The 20,618-nt window shown below is 48.3% G+C and carries 13 protein-coding genes and 1 pseudogene; 4 read left to right on the top strand and 10 right to left on the bottom strand.

Features of this window, described 5'->3' with window-relative positions; all coding sequences use genetic code 11:
- Window positions 1-4 precede the first annotated feature (4 nt).
- Together BBOMB_RS05975 and BBOMB_RS08420 are read right to left on the bottom strand one after the other, a co-directional pair.
- Complete coding sequence (locus BBOMB_RS05975) at window positions 5-706, bottom strand: ABC transporter ATP-binding protein (RefSeq protein ID WP_044087563.1); 702 nt, start codon at window positions 704-706, stop codon at window positions 5-7.
- Between the two features lie 73 nt (window positions 707-779).
- Window positions 780-902, bottom strand: coding sequence for a hypothetical protein (locus BBOMB_RS08420; protein WP_269146619.1), 123 nt, complete (start codon window positions 900-902; stop codon window positions 780-782).
- A 301-nt stretch (window positions 903-1,203) separates the two neighbouring features.
- Here BBOMB_RS08420 and BBOMB_RS05970 point away from each other — a divergent pair, with 301 nt between their 5' ends.
- Window positions 1,204-2,244, top strand: coding sequence for a glycosyltransferase (locus BBOMB_RS05970; protein WP_044087562.1), 1,041 nt, complete (start codon window positions 1,204-1,206; stop codon window positions 2,242-2,244).
- Between the two features lie 98 nt (window positions 2,245-2,342).
- On the opposite strand, the gene BBOMB_RS05965 is transcribed toward BBOMB_RS05970, so the two are convergent.
- Window positions 2,343-3,227, bottom strand: a complete 885-nt coding sequence (locus tag BBOMB_RS05965; RefSeq protein ID WP_330934715.1) for a glycosyltransferase family 2 protein — start codon at window positions 3,225-3,227, stop codon at window positions 2,343-2,345.
- An 87-nt stretch (window positions 3,228-3,314) separates the two neighbouring features.
- Here BBOMB_RS05965 and BBOMB_RS05960 point away from each other — a divergent pair, with 87 nt between their 5' ends.
- Both BBOMB_RS05960 and BBOMB_RS05955 read left to right on the top strand, forming a co-directional pair.
- The gene (locus BBOMB_RS05960) at window positions 3,315-4,163 is read left to right on the top strand and encodes an ABC transporter permease (protein WP_044087561.1); all 849 of its coding nucleotides are present in this window, start codon (window positions 3,315-3,317) and stop codon (window positions 4,161-4,163) included.
- Complete coding sequence (locus BBOMB_RS05955; RefSeq protein WP_044087559.1) at window positions 4,163-5,407, top strand: ABC transporter ATP-binding protein; 1,245 nt, start codon at window positions 4,163-4,165, stop codon at window positions 5,405-5,407. The genes BBOMB_RS05960 and BBOMB_RS05955 overlap by 1 nt, the downstream gene beginning before the upstream one ends.
- A 79-nt stretch (window positions 5,408-5,486) precedes the next feature.
- Here the strand turns inward: BBOMB_RS05955 and BBOMB_RS05950 are convergent, their stop codons facing one another.
- From BBOMB_RS05950 to BBOMB_RS05925, 6 genes and pseudogenes are all read right to left on the bottom strand, one after another.
- A complete protein-coding gene (locus BBOMB_RS05950) occupies window positions 5,487-7,541 on the bottom strand; it encodes a rhamnan synthesis F family protein (RefSeq protein WP_193786676.1) in 2,055 nt (684 codons plus the stop codon).
- Window positions 7,492-8,604: a glycosyltransferase family 2 protein gene (locus BBOMB_RS05945; RefSeq protein ID WP_156097140.1), complete on the bottom strand. Its 1,113-nt coding sequence runs from the start codon at window positions 8,602-8,604 to the stop codon at window positions 7,492-7,494. The genes BBOMB_RS05950 and BBOMB_RS05945 overlap by 50 nt, the downstream gene beginning before the upstream one ends.
- Before the next feature lie 18 nt (window positions 8,605-8,622).
- Window positions 8,623-9,519: a glucose-1-phosphate thymidylyltransferase RfbA gene (gene rfbA / locus BBOMB_RS05940; protein WP_044087558.1), complete on the bottom strand. Its 897-nt coding sequence runs from the start codon at window positions 9,517-9,519 to the stop codon at window positions 8,623-8,625.
- Window positions 9,520-9,630: 111 nt separating this feature from the next.
- Window positions 9,631-11,085: pseudogene (locus BBOMB_RS05935) on the bottom strand (sugar nucleotide-binding protein).
- 52 nt (window positions 11,086-11,137) lie between these two features.
- Window positions 11,138-12,154: a dTDP-glucose 4,6-dehydratase gene (gene rfbB / locus BBOMB_RS05930; protein ID WP_044087556.1), complete on the bottom strand. Its 1,017-nt coding sequence runs from the start codon at window positions 12,152-12,154 to the stop codon at window positions 11,138-11,140.
- Between the two features lie 959 nt (window positions 12,155-13,113).
- Complete coding sequence (locus BBOMB_RS05925) at window positions 13,114-15,216, bottom strand: DUF7657 domain-containing protein (protein WP_044093294.1); 2,103 nt, start codon at window positions 15,214-15,216, stop codon at window positions 13,114-13,116.
- A gap of 1,157 nt (window positions 15,217-16,373) precedes the next feature.
- On the opposite strand from BBOMB_RS05925, the gene BBOMB_RS05920 reads away from it, so the two are divergent.
- Window positions 16,374-17,300 carry a glycosyltransferase family 2 protein gene (locus tag BBOMB_RS05920; RefSeq protein WP_044087554.1) on the top strand — a complete coding sequence of 309 codons (927 nt, stop codon included), beginning with the start codon at window positions 16,374-16,376 and terminating at the stop codon, window positions 17,298-17,300.
- 154 nt (window positions 17,301-17,454) lie between these two features.
- Here the strand turns inward: BBOMB_RS05920 and BBOMB_RS05915 are convergent, their stop codons facing one another.
- Window positions 17,455-20,559, bottom strand: coding sequence for an RICIN domain-containing protein (locus BBOMB_RS05915; protein WP_052377519.1), 3,105 nt, complete (start codon window positions 20,557-20,559; stop codon window positions 17,455-17,457).
- Window positions 20,560-20,618: the final 59 nt, after the last annotated feature.

Below are 20,618 nucleotides of genomic sequence, written 5' to 3'. Positions count from 1 at the left end.
CACCTCACCATTCGATGTCGTCTATGTCCGTCGGATTCGCGTTCTCTTCAATCCGTTGGACCCGCGCATCATGCATGTGGATGACACGATCGGCGATGGGGGCAATCGCGGCGTTGTGCGTGACGATCACTACGGTGGCGCCGTGAACCCTGGACATATCCTGCAGGATGCGCAGCACCTGCTTGCCCGTGTTGTAATCAAGGGCTCCGGTGGGTTCATCACACAGCAGTATCTTGGGGTTCTTCGCCACTGCACGAGCAATGGCCACGCGTTGCTGCTCGCCGCCGGAGAGCTGCGCTGGGAAACTATCGAGGCGTTTGCCAAGCCCTACGCTGATCAGCGTCTCAGTGGGATCTGCGGAATCCTGCACGATCTGTGAAGCGAGTTCCACATTTTCGCGAGCCGTAAGGGACGGCACCAGATTGTAGAACTGAAAGACGAAGCCCACGTCGTGGCGACGGTAAGTGACACGCTCCTTAGCGCTGTACTGGGCAATGTCATGCCCATCGATGATTACCTGTCCTTCGCTGCAGGTATCCATTCCACCCAAGATGTTGAGCATGGTGGATTTGCCTGCGCCGGACGCCCCGAGGATGACCGCGAGCTCGCCGCGTTCCACCGTGAAATTGACATCGTTATTCGCTGCGATGACCGTGTCACCAGTCTTGTAACGCTTTGTTTCGTGAATCACTTCGATATAGCTCATCGTTCTCCATTCACCCCTGTCGACGCACGACTCAACAATCTTGTAAAGAGTCTAAAAAGTCCTCTTACATACATCAGCTTGACGCAAGCACCAAGCACCTGTCCTTTTGCCGCCCCAATGCCAGCGGCTTTGACGCGAACTCAAGCGCACCGACATAGGCCTGCACCGGTATACCACAGCCATACCGATTTTTCATGTGCAAACCGTTAGCGTTAACATACCAGTATTTTATTCGTAAACCACTATACTCAGACCACTTGTGCTTGGCTTATAGCTGAGCATATACCGAAACTTGAGGGGAAGCACCATGCCCCATCTCCGCCCAAACGACCACATGCGCGCACGAACGGACTTGGAACAGGCAAAGTCACACTCTTCTTCCGGCGATCGGCCTTTGCGTGAACTGGTGCGTACTGCACTGGTTCAAGCGACGCGGCACGGCGGCACATCATCCGCCGTACGGCAGACAATCCCCGCGGCACCCTACAATATGAAGTATGAACGCAACCCGTGGCCCTCTGGTCTCAATCATCGTGCCGGTATACAATTCGCAACGCTTTTTGCGCCATTGCCTGGACTCAATCGTCGGCCAGACCTACCGCAACCTGCAGATTATCCTTGTAGACGACGGTTCGACCGACACCTCGGGCGGCATCTGCGACGAGTACGCCGCCCAAGATCAACGCATCGAGGTGATCCACCAGAACAACGGCGGTATAGCAAAAGCCCAGAACACGGGACTGGATGCCGCACGCGGCGATTACATCGCCTTCGCCGACAACGACGATATCCTGGATGCGCGCAACATCGAACTGCTGCTCCACGCACTCGTCACCACCGGCGCGGACATGAGCAAAGCCCGCTGGCGGCAGTTCGGTGTCTCCCAGATGGATGCGGTCACCGCAGAAGCCGCCAAAGGCGCATCAGCACCGGGACACATCACCGTTTTCGAAGACCCGTTACGGGCTTATCAGTCGGTGTTCTGCAAATCGCTGCGCATCGCGGGAGATCTGCTCGGTCGGAAAAGTGAAGCGCGCTATTTCAATGAGGCTAACTGGTGCCGTCTCTATCGGGCGGAATTATGGAGCGGCGTGCGCTTCCCGGAAGGCATGTACGCGCAAGACACAGCCATCGCAGGCGAGGTGTATATCCGCATGCACGCCGTGGCCGACATCGACGTGAATCTCTATAACTGGCTCCAGCAGCCGCAATCCGTGACCCATCGTAAGCATGCGGCCGCTTTCTACCACGACCATGTCACGGCGGCCTTGCACAACATGGAAATCTGCAGACGGCGTCATTTGACTCCGGCTCGTAGCTACTACACCCTAATCGGAAATCTGCATTATGAGACCAAAGCCGCGTCACAGCCAAACACAGCACCGCAGGATGCGGCGATAGTTCGCCACGACCGTGACGCTGCGGACAAGGCCATTTCGATGATGACCAAGACGGAACACACGCACTGCGACGCGCTTCGGTTGATGCGCCTTTTAGAGAAGGCGGTGTACGACCGCAAAATCAAAAACATGTCATGAAGACGCGAACCCGGTCCTCCGTCCCTCGACAGTGATGCTTTCCACGGCATCTTCCGGTGCGGGTTCGTCGCCCGACGCATGCGGAGCTTTGATTCGGATCACCCCCTGACTTTCGCACCTCTCATGGCGCGGATCTTGCGCTGCCCGTCCTTCCATCCTCGCAGCATGGCGCGAATCTTGGCGGGGCGATCGCGCTCACCAACGATGACGAACAGCATGTCCGTAAGCATGCGGCGCAAGGAACCGAGATACGAGTACGTACCGAGTTTATAGTCGATATATGGGTTATTGCGCTGAATATAATACTGGCGGAAAGCCGCATGATTCCAGATGATCGGATGGTGCCCCAGGACGTGGATGCTGCGGCTTTCACCAATCTGATGGGGCATCACCACGTCGGAGCACTCCACCAATTCATATCCTGCCGCCACCAGCCTGCGCGAGAAGTCGAAATCAACTCCGTCGATAAACAGCCATTCGTCAAAGCCGTGCACCGCCTCCCACCCAGCAACCGAAGTAAGACTGCCCGACGTTATGCATTCATCGCGCGAGCGCTTGCTGTGAAAAACCGTGCCGTCGCGGCGGTTCTTCAGTAGCGGGCATACAATCCCTACACGTGGATGGCGCCCATCCATCCGCCCGCGAAGTTCGCTGCCATACTTCTCGACCATATCCTCTGGGATTTGAGAATCGTCATCCAAGGTCAGGACCCAGTCGTATCCATGGCCGCGCGACCACTCGAACACGCGGTTCAACGCAGCCGCCACGCCAAGGTTCCCGGCATTCTTCAGCAGCACGACACGCTCATAAGGCGCAAGCTCCGCTTCGATTTGAGCGACGTTGTCCGACCCGTTGTCCACCACGACCACGCATTGCACCTGCCGCATCAGTCGTGGAACACTCGCCTTGATATCCTCGATATCAGGATTGTACGTCACGATTCCCGCTGCTATGTTCACCCGCGAAGTTTCCTCATCACCCATAACTCCAGTTACCTTTCACATCTACTTCTATAGCGAGTTTATCCAATTTGTTTAGCAAATACCTCACATTGACTATACTTTTCTTCAATGAAACAGTTATGGGAAAAGTTATCAGCACGATATCGATACTCGTGGATTCTGCTGAAGGAATTAGTAAAGACCGATTTCAAGCTTCGTTATGAAGGATCATGGCTTGGTGTGGCTTGGTCGGTGATTAAACCGCTGATGTTATTTGCCGTCATGTATGTGGTCTTTGTGCGATTCCTGCGCGTCAGTGACGGAAGTCCGACGTGGCCTATCGTCTTACTTTGTGGCATAAGTTTGTGGAACTTCTTCAATGAAGCAACAACGATGGGGATGCAGTCAGTTGTTTCGCGTGGTGATTTGCTGAGGAAAATTAATTTCCCAAAGTACATCACTGTTGTCGCAGCAACAATTGGATCACTTATCAGCTTAGCCATAAACATGGCGGTAGTCATCATCTTTGGCTTTTTCAGCCATGCACACTACACATGGCGTATCATCTTTCTACCGCTGAATTTTGCTGAGCTATATCTGATGGCTCTTGGCATGGCGCTCATTCTCGCGACTCTATTCGTGTGGTTCCGCGATTTACAACATTTGTGGGAAGTCTTTATGCAAGTCGCATTTTACGCTACACCCATCATTTACCCGCTAACAATGGTCACACAGATGAATCCCAGTAATCCGAAAGTCGGAATGACCGTGCAAAAACTGATGTTACTTAGTCCACCGGCGCAAGCCATTATGGATATCAGACACAACCTGTTGTCACCAGAAAACGTCCCTACAGTGTGGGGAAGCATTCACACGTGGTATATTAAAATAATCCCAGTTATACTTACTGCTGTCATTTTTCTATTTGGCGTGTACGTTTTCCGTAAGAACAGTGCAAAATTCGCTGAGGTGTTGTGATGAGCAATAATCCAGAAATTCAAAACAAAGACATCGTCCTTTCCGTAAAAAATGTCTCTAAATCCTTTCGTTTGCCCACAGAGCAAGCCAGTGGTATAAAGCAAGCACTAATCAACTGGACTCGAGGCATCAAGGGTTATAGAGAACAGAACGTACTTAAAGACATCAGCTTTGAGGTGGAGCGGGGAGATTTCCTCGGTATCGTTGGTCGCAACGGTAGTGGCAAATCAACTTTATTGAAGCTCATTTCAGGCATATACACTCCCGATTCTGGCTCCATTGCTTACCAAGGCAAGCTAGTGCCGTTCATAGAACTTGGTGTTGGTTTTAATCCTGAACTCACTGGTCGCGAGAATGTCTTTCTTAATGGAGCTATGCTTGGTTTCTCAAGGACTGAAATTGAGGCGATGTACGACGACATCGTAAGTTTCGCCGAACTCGAAGACTTCATGGATCAGAAGCTCAAGAACTATTCGAGCGGCATGCAAGTACGTCTCGCATTTTCGTTAGCCATTAAAGCCAAGGGCGACATTTTGGTACTTGATGAAGTGTTGGCCGTTGGCGATGAGGCATTCCAGACCAAGTGCAACAACTTCTTCACGGAAATCAAGAAAGATCCGTCAAAGACTGTCATTCTCGTCACACATTCGATGGATTCGGTCAAAAAATACTGCAATAAGGCAATTCTCATTCGCGACGGGAGAATTGTAGTTAATGGAGACAAGAACGACGCCGCCAACCTTTACACGGAAGATAACTTGAAAAGCTTGCAGACAGACAAGCATGAAACAAATGAAAACCCTGACAAATATCCATTGGGACTCAACGAAACGGTTCCATATTTAAAGTGCGTTCCAACATCAGAGGTCGTACTATCCAGCCAGCAAAACTTTGAATTTGATATTGAATATGAATATACGAAAAATGAAGATTTCGATTTAGCGTTTTCCATGTTGGATATGACCCGTGGTGGCATTCCATATGACACAGGTGCTATTCCCATGGGTAGAGGTGGAAGCGGAAGACATAAACGCCACTTTTCTTTACCTCTCAATATCTTCAATAATGGTACATATCAAATCACTGCTTCACTTCGAAAGCCTGATCCGAAAAATCCTAATGAAACAATACGAATCGGCTATACTAACGAGGAGAATGTCTGTTCATTCTCAATAAGTGAAGATGCGCACGGTTCAGATTATGCATTGTTAAAATATGATGCAGTAAAACTTACACAACAATAAGAACACATATCGTATTGGATTTTAAGAGAGGCGCCACACACAACGCATATATGGCGCCTCTCTTAAGGTTGCAGAAAGTTCATCTTCCGAGCACTTTACTGACTATACGCCAACCCCAGTTATAAAACCTCGCTTTTGCTTTTTCACCCATCGGCGCAGTGACTACATGCGCAATAAAAGCAAAAAGTCTGTGAATACCGTGTTTGAACTTACGCCCCAGTAAAGGCTGTTTCTTAAGTGAACACCTCAGACTGTTCGCATTGGCAAGCAGCGTCTCACCCTCTCTGCATGAACCCATAGCATCAAGAAGTGTATTCGTAGTGTGCAGCAAAGAGTCAACTTCTATGCGTGCATAACGATCACTCATAACCCACGCCGGATAATATCCTGCGGCTTGTGTTACATAGCCATTAGCTCTCTCAATAGCATGTGAAATGGTACCATCAACACCCATCTGTTCCTCTGACAAAAAGTCATCATATGTCCATTTTGCTTCAAAAAGCTTTTTCAATGCGATCGAACGGAACCAGTAGCATGATCCAATAGCTGACATCGTCGGCTTTGCTGGATCGAGTGGAACGTGCAAGTCCAGCGTGTTCTCCAACAAATCCTTGGTGATGTCAAAATTCGGCCCCCAATCCAATGGAAGTGTATGCGCAAAATAGAGTGCATGATAAGGCGGCATGGGAGATACCATACCGAGACGTGGATTCTGCGCAAAAAGTGTCAGAATGTTTTCGACATATTGCTCACTACCAAGGGTATTCTCCATGAGCTTGTATGAAAACCCCTGAGTCTCTGTCCCATGATGTCCATTTTTTTGATTCTGGCTGGATTTTTTATCGTGCGCGAAACCAACAACCTCATATTTGCCGCCAAGAACTACATCTCTGGCTGCCACTAACAACGCCGAAACGTCTCGTCCACGATTCTTCACTGGTATAAACGTTGGTTTCTTACGGATACCGAAGTTCTTTATCCCTGTAGCGATTTGCGGAATCTTGTCCTCGGTTGTAGTAATATAAAGATCCGTTTCTTCTGGAACATTGGCTAAATATTGGCATGTATCGTTAAGCATATCCATAAAATATACGTGGAAGATGAATGCTGATTTTGGCCTGGGGACGTTGCTTGGATTTAGCGTTTGTGACGGAAGCACATAGTCCAAGTGCATTGCCTTGCGCAAATCTGCTACATTATATGACTGTAGCAGAGCATCCCAAATAAGATTCACATCATATACTGTATTTGTATTCAAATAATCATATAAATCAAGAGCTGGCTGACCTGCCGTTTGATCGAAATATGTAGAGTAATCTACGAAAAATGAACGACGTTTGAAGACAGGGCACCGATCGTCACGGATGAGCTGCACAGGCATATAGAGCAACGGATATGAAGAAATACCTGCATATTTATGCCAATCGACATACGAGCTCCATGTAAAGCCGAGATTTTCAAAGTGTTGAGTGAATTGCATCTCATGCCGGCGAGTCACTTCAGCATAATCCGTCCATTGAGGTAGATTTTCCCAGTATTCTTGGAAAGACTGAGAGGAAACGAGCGATTTACGATAAGCATGCCAGTAACTTTGAAGATGCGTAGGGATGCTTTCATGATTGATGTTCTCTGCAGAATAGGCAGTAATACCCCAAAAGTCGACATCCCGCTTGTCCATTTCATGGAACATTTCTGCAAATGGATAGACTGGACCCATAATAGTGTCGTTCAGGCAGATTACCTCATCATACTGCTTTAGCCGATTCCAACCCAAAGTGAGCATGGCTTCACGATACGCTGCTATATCGAGACCCTTATTTTCTCGTTCTATAAGCATGTCTGTATAGTGAGCGAACAATTCCTTTGTCGGTTCATCTACTGCTCCATTGGAAACAACGACGATATCAGACACACTTTTTCTGAGGTCATCCAAGAATGGCTTAATATATGTAGTCGCATGTCCATTTGGATCGAAAAAACAATAGATGGCTAATCGTCGCTTACTAGATCCGGCATTTACAATCTTGATATTGCTCTCTTTTTGATGTTCTGCGAGTGCAACACAAGCTTGTGTACGAGAGGCCTCAACCGCTGCAACGTCCCCCCCTATTGTCTGTTTTTTTGCTGTTATCATAAGTACACAGCAGTTCCAAGGTACGAGCAATGGATTTATAACGGAACAGTTCATCCTTGATACTCGGCATTGCATTTGCTTTGGTTAAATCCTTGGCACGGTCAGAAATTAAACGATATACCTGGGATAGCGCTGTATCAATGTCCCAAATGTGAGCGAATTCCAACATGGCTCTTTCTTGGTTCTGGGGCGACACACGCAACGCCAAAGTCGTTGATACATGCTTCGGAATTTCATGACTCAGCCAGCTAAATGCACTAGTCGCGGCTGCAGAAGGATACAGCTGAACATAGTGTCCGACCGCATCGACCACGTCTTTCATGGACTGAGCCTCGTTACCGAATTGTCTCGATGTTATACGCTGCATGCCGGTAATTCCACGACCCCAGTGGTAACGCAAAATGTGCTCACTAGTGTGTAGTGAAATCATGTTAGCCTGATCAGCAAGCACGAAATATTCATAGGCATCCTCCATCCGTTGCAACCTTCTGGATGACATTATCGCGAACGCACTTTTGCATAAGGAAGCAGAAAATGCTGTAGCTACCACTGTCCAAACACCATGGTGTTGATCATCATCTGAAAAAACACTTAATAGCTTGTCTCTGCCAAGAAGTGATCCTTCCATACAATTATAAGTACTCTCTAAACGTCTGGCTTCTTTAGATTCAGCACTATCTTCTGGAATGACGCTAATCCCGAATCTTATAAAATCAGCATTATTACTCTCTCCACAGTAACGCATCACTCGAGTAAGTGCATCAGAATCGTATTCATCGTCCCCGTCAATGAAAAGAATCCACTCCCCACGACCTATTTGAACACCAGACCTACGTGCAAGATGGAGACCCTCATTATGCTGTTTATGTAATACACGAATTCTGGCGTCCCGCCTGGAATAGTCATCTGCGATTCTCGGAGTATCATCCGTACTAGCATCATCGACGATGATAACTTCGAAGTTCGTATATGTCTGCCGCAATAGGCTGTCGAGACATTGAGCCAGAAACTGGTCGACATTATAAGCAGGAACCACGATGGATATTTTCGGTGCACTTATCATAATAACGAACTCCGCCAATCAGTTCTTTTTATTGATGATGATTTTGTTGTCGGCCACGTCTTTCAGATGCTGTCCGTAAGGCGATTTCCCATACTTGTGCGCGGCCTCAAGCAATTGCTCCTTGCTGATCCATTCATTCTCATACGCAGCCTCTTCCAACACAGCGATTGGAAGACCTTGTGCATTCTGCACAGTACGTACGTATTCCGCGGCTTCATAGAGGCTATCCATCGTACCTGTATCAAGCCAAGCATAACCACGGCCAAGCGTACTCACGCGTAACGTACCGTCAGCAAGGTACATGCGGTTCAAATCGGTAATTTCCAACTCTCCACGAGCGCTAGGTTCAATCTGCTTTGCGAAATCAACCACGCGCTCATCGTAAAAGTATAGACCGGTTACGGCGTAGTTGCTGGCAGGACGCTGCGGCTTCTCCTCAATGCTGACGGCCTTATTGGCGTTATCAAATTCGACCACGCCGTAACGCTCCGGGTCATCGACATAATAACCGAATACACTCGCCTGGCCATGTTGGGCATAGTGCACAGCCTCCTTAAGCATATGCCCAAGGCCATTGCCATAAAAGATATTGTCTCCGAGAACCAACGCGCAAGGTTCACCAGCAATAAATTCCTCCCCAAGGATGAATGCTTGGGCCAAGCCATCCGGACTGGGTTGAATCTTATATGAAAGGCGCACACCATATTGTGATCCGTCACCAAGAAGCTTTTCGAAGTTAGGTAGATCCTTCGGCGTCGAGATAATGAGAATATCACGAATACCGGCGAGCATCAGCACACTCAATGGATAGTATATCATCGGTTTGTCATACACCGGCAATAGTTGTTTGGACGTTACAGTGGTCAACGGATATAGCCGCGTGCCTGACCCACCAGCCAAAATAATGCCTTTCATACCGCCGTTTCCTTCCTTTCAGCCTATTGGCAAGAGTTCATATTCTAGTATGCACGCCTTATAACCGCAAACCAAACGGCCATGTGGACAAGAACACTTGGACATATGAATTTAACGTCCACTCTTCTCATTCATATAATCCTGTAAACTTTGTTCCCAATCAGCAGGACGATATCCGGCATGTTCTATTTTGGAGAGATTCAAAGCGCTGTTCCTTGGGCGCGGCGAAACCAAACTGGTGGACCTGGCATAATAATCGGCAGTGCTCACAGGCTTCACTTTGTCACCGTTACCATTGGTTTTATCAAAAACTTCAGCTGCGATTTCGGCCCATGATCGTACAGCACCTGAGCCAGTCAAGTTATAGGTACCATAGGCAGCTCCAGAATTCAACAGATGGAAGATGGCCTCAGCCATATCGTCAGTGAAGGTAAGCCGACCGTATTGGTCGTTCACTACCGTTACTGCATTGAAAGTATCGTTTGGATCGGCTACACGATTTGAAAGTTCCATCATCGTATTGACGAAGTTGTGTCCCTGGCCTATCACCCAGCTGGAGCGGAGGATGTAGTGACGCGGTGAATTCGACACCGCAATATCTCCTGCCGCCTTGGATTGACCGTACACGCCAAGAGGAGAAAAAGGCTCAGTTTCCGTATGCTCCTCAGTCGTTCCATCAAAAACATAGTCGCTTGAAACATGAACCAGCGTTATATTGTGCTCTGTGGCGACGCGTGCCAGTAGGGCTGGACCTTGAGCGTTTGCCTTCCAAGCCGCGACACGACCTTCGTCGGTCTCAGCTTTATCAACGGCCGTATAAGCACCGGCGTTGATGATGGTTCCGTACAAACTCCAATCGTATGCTTCATAAGCCTTGGAATCTGAAAAGTCGAACTCGTCTCGGTCAGTGAATTCGAAACCTTGCAATCCATGCCTGCGTACATATTGCTCAATCGCCTGACCAAGCTGGCCATTGGCACCAGTCACCAGCGTTCGACGCGGGGCCATCGGTTTGGCGTCCTTGAGCATGGGGTGGTGCAAATCCGCCTCGCTGCGCTCGCTCTGTTCCAGAGGTATGGGCCATTCGATTCCCAGGTCCGGGTCGGCGAGATTGACGAATGTGTAGGTTTTCTTCTGCTCGAGCGACCAGTGCGCGTTCACTAGGTAGGTATAGACCGTACCGTCCTGAAGCGCCTGGAAACTGTTGCCCACCCCGCGTGGCACGAATATGGCGCGTGACGGGTCGAGACGGGTGGTGAAGACCTGTCCGAAACTTTCTCCCGACCTTAAGTCAACCCAGGCGCCGAAGATTTCGCCGGCTGCGATGGAGATGTATTTATCCCAAGGTTCTGCGTGGATGCCGCGTGTCACGCCTTTCTTCTCGTTGTAGCTGATGTTGTTCTGCACCGGTCCGAAATCCGGAAGGCCCAGGGCTGTCATCTTGCGCGCTGCCAATTTTCCTTGAACCAGCCGCGGTTGTCGCCATGCACCGGCAGGTCGAAGACCAAAAGCCCGGGAATGTTTGGTCTTCGTTACCTTGAGTTCCTTTTCGAATTCGAATGGCATATCTTTCCTTTACCTCTCTTCGACGCTGCGTATGCGCATGATTGCTCGGTGCTCACTGACCTTGACGCTTGTACTTGGCTTCCGTCTCCGCCTTCGCGGGCTCCCACCAGTCTCGGTTGTCCGTATACCACTGAATCGTCTGTTCAAGACCGCCGGCGAAGTCGGTATGTTGCGGACGCCACCCCAGCTCGTCACGAAGCTTGGACGGGTCGATGGCGTAGCGGCGATCGTGCCCCGGCCTGTCTTTGACCCAATCGAAGGCGTCTTCCGGCTGACCCATCGCCCGCAGAATCTCACGTAGCACCGTGAGGTTGTTTTTCTCCCCATCGGCTCCGATGAGGTAGGTCTCTCCGATCTTGCCTTTTGTCAGAATCGTCCAGACCGCCGAGGAATGGTCGTCCGTATGGATCCAGTCACGGACGTTCAAGCCATTGCCGTAGAGTTTGGGCCGGATGCCATCGAGGATGTTGGTGATCTGGCGGGGAATGAACTTCTCCACATGCTGGTACGGACCATAGTTGTTGGAGCAGTTCGAAATGGTGATTCTGGTGCCGTAGGTGCGATGCCAGGCGCGTACGAGCATGTCCGCCGCGGCTTTTGAGGAGGAGTAAGGGCTCGAAGGATGGTACGGGGTTTCCGTGGTGAAACGATGCGGGTCATCGAGCGCAAGATCGCCGTAGACCTCATCGGTGCTGATTTGATGGTAACGTACGTCATATCTGCGTGCAACCTGCAGCAGGCGATAGGTGCCCACGATGTTGGACTGAATGAAGGGCTCGGGGTTTTCTATGGAATTGTCGTTGTGCGATTCCGCTGCGTAATGCACGATGGCGTCATGGCCGGGGACGATTTTGTCGAGCAGGTCCGCATCGCAGATATTGCCGTGGACGAACTCCACCTGTTCCTCTGGGAGGCCTTCGATGTTCTTGATGTTTCCGGCGTATGTCAGCGCATCAAGCACGGTGACATGGGTCTGCGGGTGATTGTTCACTACGTAGTGCACGAAGTTCGATCCGATGAAGCCGCAGCCACCGGTCACAATGATGTTCTTAGGAGCAAAATCAGTCATGGCTCCATTCTAGCCATAGGCATGGCGAAGCGCAGATTCCTTCTCCTGAATCTATGAAAACATGGTTATAATGTACCAGTAAAATTCACTTTTCTTGAACGCTCCCATAACAGCCTAAGCCTCTGCAGATGTACTTCAGAAACATTCGACCTTTTGTCTCTATGGTATTGCGTTACAATTCACGAATCGGCGATTTCATTGCTTATCATTTGTAAGTGGCTCATTTTTTGTTGCCTATAATCATCCACTTTCCGACACCATCTTCTTACCACTGTGTTTCAATCCTATCTTGTACGTTGCAATGCTTGCTCGTGGACGAAACATCTCAAAAATCACGATCATTCCAAGGACAATAAAAGGGCAACCGATCCAACAAAATGGAAGAACCGAGAATGGGAATCAATCGAATTACTAGCAGAACCATTACCCAGAGAGTGTATAGATCAAACCGTATAGAAAATAGGAACGACCAATCCCATGTAACGAATACTTCCCCTTCATCTTGTCCGCTTTCAGTGCACTATCTAATTGCCTTCATAGTTTGTCTGCGCAATGGGGCACATCATTAGTCACTCAACAATATGAAGGTGTCACAGTGCATTCTCGTAAAAGGAACCACCGAGCTAGCTATTTCATATTTCGTTTGCAGTATCACGACTTGAGACATTGATGTTTCCTGTTTTTCAGACTTCCGTCTTTAATCGACCAATCTTTTCGCGTTCGACTTTTGATGGAACCAAGCACACATGTCCGACCATCAGAACCCAACGAATTATCCGTATCAGCAAGCATCTACGTAGTAAAGGAACGACCTTTCGGTTGAGACTTAGTAGGATTAGCCTCTTGATATTGAGCGACTATCAATATTCACATATCGCGGACTTGCACACCACTTATCACCAAAACATGTATGCCATTGAGCTGACAACACAGGCGCTCAATCACCTAATTGATAAAACTCAAGAATTGTTCATAATCCGATATGTATACCAACCGTCAATTTTAAGGCCCACCTGTTCAAAGCCAAAGCGGCCGTGCTGAACCGCTGTAAGGTTGGATTGACTCATCACGTATGTAATGCCAAATTTGTGCAATTGTTCAGGAGTCAATGAGACTTGAATTCTATCCGGAGTGACAAGTCTAAAAGGCTTCGCGGATTCCCTTTCACAAATCTCAATTGCGACATACGCATATCGATTATAAACATTGGCATACTTGCCTGTTGGATCAATCTTACGCCAGGCCGATAGATGCGGCGTCACTTGGATGCTATTGAAAGCGGGAACTCCATTGGCGACAAGCAGCTGGGGAATATTGTCTCCTATTCTTGAAGGCCCCTCCACGATCCAAAGACCCGCATGCTTGTTCTGGATTGTCCTGGCCTGATTGCTTAGCGACTGATTATCCAACTGTTCAGCACCAATCCTAGTGGGATTGACAAGCCCACCACAGACGATAACCGCGAACATCGCGAGGGATGCAATACATATTGAAACGACTGTATCATACTTCTTTATGATGAATAAAAGACCGAAACCTATCAGAACAACCAGTACAGCCACGATAGATAAGGTCAATTTACCTGCATAAGCTGGATTATAGCGACGACTTATGACCACAATGAGCAAAGCATAGATAAGCACAATCGCAAGACTGAAACGCTTCTCCATAATGGTAATTGGCCGTGAAAGACACCTGCATAGCAGCAACACATTAGCTATGGCAAAACCCAGATAACAGCGTGATCCTGTGACACGAGAGAACAAAGTGACCGAAGCCAGCCATTCAGGGACGCCAACCGTCATAAACAGGCACATGGCACAGCTGTAAATGAAAAGCAGGATTGAGAGTACATCCTTTTTCTTCAGCTTGAAGAGCTGGTACAAGGCAAGCAGCAAACCCAATGGGAAGAAATCAACCATCTGCGCTGTTTCAGAAGCATTGACGGGACCCACATAATCTTTGAGCGAATACAACATCGATGTAAATCCATTGAAAAGATTCAGGAAAGGCATGTCGTCACCCGTAGAAACGCGATGACCTGGATAGACAGTGTTGAGTGCAGCCACGATCGTCGGCCTTGAATAATAGAGCACGGTTCCAAGCAGGAGAATTGTCACCGCTACGCATACGACCACCCACAGCCAATCCCGTAGCGTCATATGAATATTTTTCCAGTTCTCCGCCAAGGACCAGGCAAGCAAAATCATAATCAAATAAGCCAAAGGCACCTGTAAAGCCGGGTATAAGGCAAGGATGAACATGCCTCCGCATTGACAGATGACTGCAGCGCAACTGAGTCTATGCCACGAGTTGTGGTCGTGACAGTAATGATTGAACAACACTATCGCCAATGAAGCTGCAATAAGGAGTTCTACGATCGAATTGACGGCATACCACCATTGAACGATGGGGGAATATGTGACAAGAGTAGCTCCTGCAGCGGCCAAACGGCGGCTAGCTGTCATCAGACGGATAAGCTCATACATGCACAGGAAAAGCGCCACCATACGGGCTGACCAATAAAATGCAAGCCCTCGTGAGGAACCTAAGAATAAATAGCCCCATTGGAAAGGACGGAATATTTCAGCCAAAGCTAGCACAGGGGCGTCTTTGATGATGAAAAGATCGGTACTCTGTCCACTGGGAATTGTGCTGAAATAACGATAATTGTTGTATTTCTGAGAAAAAGCGAGAGGGGTTAGGCCCATATACTCGTCAGTACGAAGGGCTTGAGACTTTCCCAGTGCAATACCTGCATTGCTGGGATGCCCCAGAAGAGCATCCCACTGCCCCAAGGATGAACCGTTGACATCAAAAATAACCGCAAACAAAACAATACAGACGGCTATAATGAAACGATTCTTATGCAGCCAGGATCCCGTTCGAGAGAATCCGAAGACTAAAATGGAAACGATGGGTAAAAGCAGCACCCATAAGATGAGAAAACGAACGATAACAACAGAAACACTTGCATCAATACTCGCGATAGACAGCAACCTACGCGCGCATACTGGGAACGCGAACGACGCAAGAAGTGCCAAGAACGCTGAAGAAAACATAAAGAGGGTTCGTTTGAACCTAGGTGAGGAAAATCGGATGAAGCATTCGAGTTCGCTCGGCCGGTAGACCTTATCGTTCCGCATGTTACCTCACTTCTACAGACGCCTGCTTTTCTCGATTCCAAGAGTACTTTCCACCTTGTAAAACAGCGCTAGAAAGGACAGAATAAAAATATCTTCCTGTTTTTGGGGATTAAGAAACCCACGCAAACAAGCGATTGTAACACGGAAACGACCTATTCTAGAATCAAAAAGATAATGACCCTATTACTCACGCAATTTTTTAACCCGAAATAAACTCTTTTCTAGAAAACCAACAAAACGGAAGACACTGAAGATAATGCTCAAGAAAACTGATTGCCGGCGTCGCTTCACTACCAGGATATCAAGTGCGTGGAATCGAATTGAAGACATGATACAAACAACCAAGCATGAAAATAGGTAAGAAAGACCAATCTGCCGATTCTTATTCAACGTGCATTTACTTTGTGACGATACAGTAGGTCTGGGAATATCTATCTTAGAAAACGTGACACATTAATGTAACACTGGCCTAAATAAGGTATGATCATATAATTTTCAAAATACCTTGCTTCGTACATATAACAATTACACTGAAAAAGTGTGACATCACATTCAGCACGGTATCAGCGATTATTAAAATGAGGGCACTAAATGCAACTGGCAACAACAACGGCTCAATGACCCATTCAAAGGAGAGGATTCTACTTGAAAAGTAATATCAATCATTAACCATATCTGACAACTGTAGTATCTGCATTAGAAGAGCTTAATAAGACTCTGTGCATTATTACATAATATAGGCAAATTCAAACGATACATCTATTATTATTTCAGTCGTTTCAAGATATATCATTACTGATCTACTGGTGTAGACTGCATATTAGGATTTCTATGCTGAAAATAGAAACTTATGCTCGTCATGATCACTTCAGCAGCCAGGGCCAGGAAAGCCACATACCGATTTACAGTAATCAATAAGTCATCAAGTATGACAAATTACAATGTTTTCTTATCATGTCCTTCCTGTAGGAAGGCAATTCTATAATTAAGAAGCGTGGAGATTACTAAATCAAGCACATCACGGTAAATGGAATACATAGATATATATTTTGAAAGCTCGAAAGGAATATGGTATGGCTGAAATCGCTGTGCTTCTGCCATGTTATAACGAAGAAGTCACTATCGGTAAGGTTGTCAAGGATTTCAGAGCTTCTCTGCCAGACGCAAAGATCTACGTTTACGACAACAATTCGACTGATCAGACCGCGTCAATCGCCGCACAGGCGGGCGCTATAGTTCGCAAGGAACCCCGGCAGGGTAAAGGAAATGTAATCAGGGCGATGTTCGAGGATGTAGACGCCGACGTCTACATCATGGCTGATGGTGATGACACTTATCCCGCGGAGGCAGCGCCTGCCATGGCAAATAAAATCATCGAAGGCTACGACATGGTCATTGGTGACCGCTTGAGTTCTACATATTTTGAAGAGAATAAGCGACCATTCCACAATGCCGGCAATAAGTTGGTCCGCAATTCCATCAACTTTCTTTTCGGTGCACATGTAAACGATATCATGACGGGCTATCGGGCTTTTTCCTTCACTTTTGTAAAGACATACCCGGTATTATCGAGAGGATTTGAAGTCGAGACCGAAATGACGATACACAGTCTCAACAACAATCTTAAACTTTACGAAATGCCTGTTAAATACCGCGACCGCCCTGATGGCTCGGTGAGCAAACTAGACACTGTAGGCGATGGAATGAAGGTAATTTCTACCATTTTCACAATGATAAGGGAGTACAAGCCACTACCATTCTTCGGCAGCTTAGGTCTTATCTCGTCATTGGTCGGTCTAGGATTCCTGATCAGCGTCATGATTGATTTCTGGCGTACCGGCATGGTGGCACGGTTTCCAACACTCATCGGCTCCGTCATGCTCATTGTAGCCGGATTGCTTTTCATCGTGACCGGCATCATTCTGGATGTCATTGCCAAACGAGATCGAAAAACGTACGTCACAGGTGCAAACATTTTTTCATATTGGCACCGCCACTGAATCCTTTGCTAAAAGCGATGCCAATACCGACATATGGGCTGACTTATCGCTGGTGTCGCAATCTGGCACGTCAAAAAAGCAGCAACCCGTAAGGTTCACGAATACTTAACGAATTAGCCTTCCAATACATAAAACAAGGAGATATCCGAACCCGCTAACGACTTAACGCTTTACCTTGCCAATGCTGCGCATTACTGCCATTACTGTAATAAAGTTGAACAGTAGCGCCATTCTTTGATGAGCCTCCTGCAACGTCCAACACATAGTCACTGTCAATAGCGGAAATAAGAGTGCAATGGTCCCCATTTTTGACCGCCACCCATTTTTGAGCCCACGAACCGTTGGAAGAGAACTGTTGCACTCTTGCATTCAACGTTGCAACACCGCCACTTACATCGAGGACCTTGCCAGATCCGGAGTTGGTCAGTGTCACGTAACCCATTGAATCATGACTGACCTGCCAAATCTGCGCACCACTATTATTTTCCTCGTACAGTTGAACGACCGCCCCATCGGAATGCGAACCAGAAACCACATCCAGCACTTGCTTATATGCATTTTTTGTTGCAAAAACATATTTACCGTCGGCTAGATCTGTTTTGTGGGCCGCAGCTAAAGCATTAAGAGCCGTACGAGGGGTTTTTGCCGCCACCGGTCTCCACTGCTGCGCCGACGTTCCATTATTTGAGTAGAGCTGAACCACAGCGCCATTCATGGTTGAACCACCGGCAACATCAAGCACGTAACTGCGATTGATGCCGGACATAAGAGTATAGTGATCGCCGCTTTTCAGCGCTATCCACTTCTGAGCCCACGAACCATTGGATGTGTACTGCTGAACCCCTGCGCTAAGCCGAGCCACTCCACCATTCACATCCAGCACCTTACCTGATGCCTGATTGGTCAAGGTAATGTATCCATCGGCATCATGACTGACCTGCCAAGCCTGCGCATATGTGTTATTTAAATCGTAGAGCTGAACTTTCCCACCGTCTTCATGTGAACCTCCAGCTACCTCCATTACCTTATTCTGGGCGGTTGAGGAAATAAAGGTGTACGTACCATCTGCCAAATCGGTTTTATGTTGAGCTGCGAGCTTATTTATTTTATCGCGATTTGTTGTTGCATCTTCGAGTCTCCACTGCTGTGCGCTTGAGCCATTTGAATTGTACAGTTGAAGGTACGTGCCATTTTGCGTGGACCCACCTGGAAGGTCCAGAGCCTTGTTGGCACATTCGGGGAAAAACGAATAAGACCCGTTACCGTTGAGCCGAGGCATCCAACGTTGAGCTGAAGTATGATTCGGTGCGTATTGCTGAATAGGCGTTGAATTCAGATAACCAGCTCCAGCGGCTTCAACGGCTTTCCCTGAACCAGCATTGGTAATCTCATAAATCGCATTGCCTATCTCGTGAAAATTGAATTTCTGTGCATCTGTGTCATTCCACGAATACACTTCCACCCCAACATTGTCATCATCCGAAGCACTAGGAATATCAAGAACTTGGCTGGAATTTGCGACCGAAGAAATCCTCTGCGCCCGAGAAGTGGATATTTGAGTCACGGAACTTAAAAAATACTGCTGCGAACCACTCAAGGTCGGGTCATTAAGTTGCAGTTGCGTGAAATCCGTTGTGTTTCCTAAAGCTAAATCAAGAACGAAATTGCCAAGGGCTGACTGTATGACGAGCCCACCCCGTTGACCCGACTCCCTTAGAAACCAGTGTTGCGCGGCAGTCCCGTTCGCCGCATATTGCTGAATTGCCTTGCCGGCTCGGGCCTGACCACCTGGAACATCAAGGACCTTGTTCGAAGCGACGTTTTTTATTTCATAGCTGCCGTCATTCTGGGCGGTAAAAAGATAGCGTTGGGCATCTGAGTGATTTGCCCCAAAAAGCTGCAACAGCGTACCATCGGCAGTGGAAGCGCCCGGCACATCAATACCTGCAGTATCCCGTTGTGCTGAGCTTATATAATACTTTCCATTACTGAGTGATACTTGTGGATGCTGCGAAATATCGGTGAAGGTGTTATGCCCCCAAGGCCATGATGCCGAATAGCTGAGATTCCCGAAAGCATTGAGGTCAACGCTTCCCCCAATGCCCGGGATGCTGCCATTGTCTGCATATTGCCATCCGCGCTCATTTGTCGAGTATCCGAAGCCGGTCCGTGGACCGTAGCTGGCGACCCATCGGGTTTTCGAATGGATATTACCTGAGTTGAGGGGGCCGTTAAGGTAGCCCGTATACGAATAGATGGAAAGATTGTTATAGCCGCCCGCCTGCAGCTGGCTGTACCACGAATTGACGATACCGTCATACACCCAAGGGCTTGACGGAGGTGCATGACCAGTCCAAGACCAATGTTCCAGATCGTAAAACACCGGATAGCTCAAATCCGACGGGCTCACACCAGCTCCCCTGAGCTTGGCCACCACGTCCTGGCCCTCGGCGGCGGCACCTGCGGAGTCATACGCATATGAGTAAATGTAAACCCCAAACGGAATGCCCAGCCGCTTGCACTCGTTGATATTGCGGATTGCCTTGGGATCATAATCGTTACCCCAACCATAGGAAATACGAATTATGGCGCCCTCCACACCTGAGTTTTTCACGGCCTGCCAATCGATGTCACCCTGCCACTGGGACACGTCGATGACGCCTTTGGCCTGTTGCGCGAACAAATTTCCCCCGGCCTCGAAAAAAGCCGGGGTGCCGTTGTACGATCCCCAGTAAGCGCCGTAACCGTTGTTTTGCAAGGCTATGTTACGGACGCGTGGCACCGACTGGCTTCCAGCGTCCTTCCCACCTGTCGCCACGTCCACTTCGCCGCCGTTGGCACGAACGGCTTTCTTCACCTCACCCGCCTGAACGGGGATAAATCTTTTGCCGTCAGTTTTGCCAAGTGGATCCGGCGGTTGTGTCGACGTACCCACGATCTTCGAATCGGTCACGGTGGCACCAGTTGAGAGGTTGACCGTGGTACCGTCTTTTTTCGTCGCCAGCGTGGGCGCGACCACGGCGGCATCGTCAGGGGTAACCGCACTTACTTTGTCGGGCAATGGTTGTGTAGGATTGTCAGGCATGGAACCCAGACCATTGCGAGACATCCTCTGGTCGCCGATAGTTTTTACATTGGTCTGGTCGCTCAACGTTCCACCGGTATCCGCATTCGCCGTAACGGGCGATACACCCAAGGCCCCCACCAAGGAAGCCGTCATCATGATTACCAGTACACGCCTTACATCAAATTTTGACATATCTGCCTTATATTTTGAGATTCTCTCTGTTTCAAACTCCTACTTCTCATAACTCACTA

The organism is Bifidobacterium bombi DSM 19703 (assembly GCF_000737845.1).
GTDB lineage: Bacteria > Actinomycetota > Actinomycetes > Actinomycetales > Bifidobacteriaceae > Bifidobacterium > Bifidobacterium bombi.
Note: the sequence above shows the minus strand (reverse complement) of the source record. Positions and strands in the feature narration are given on the sequence as shown.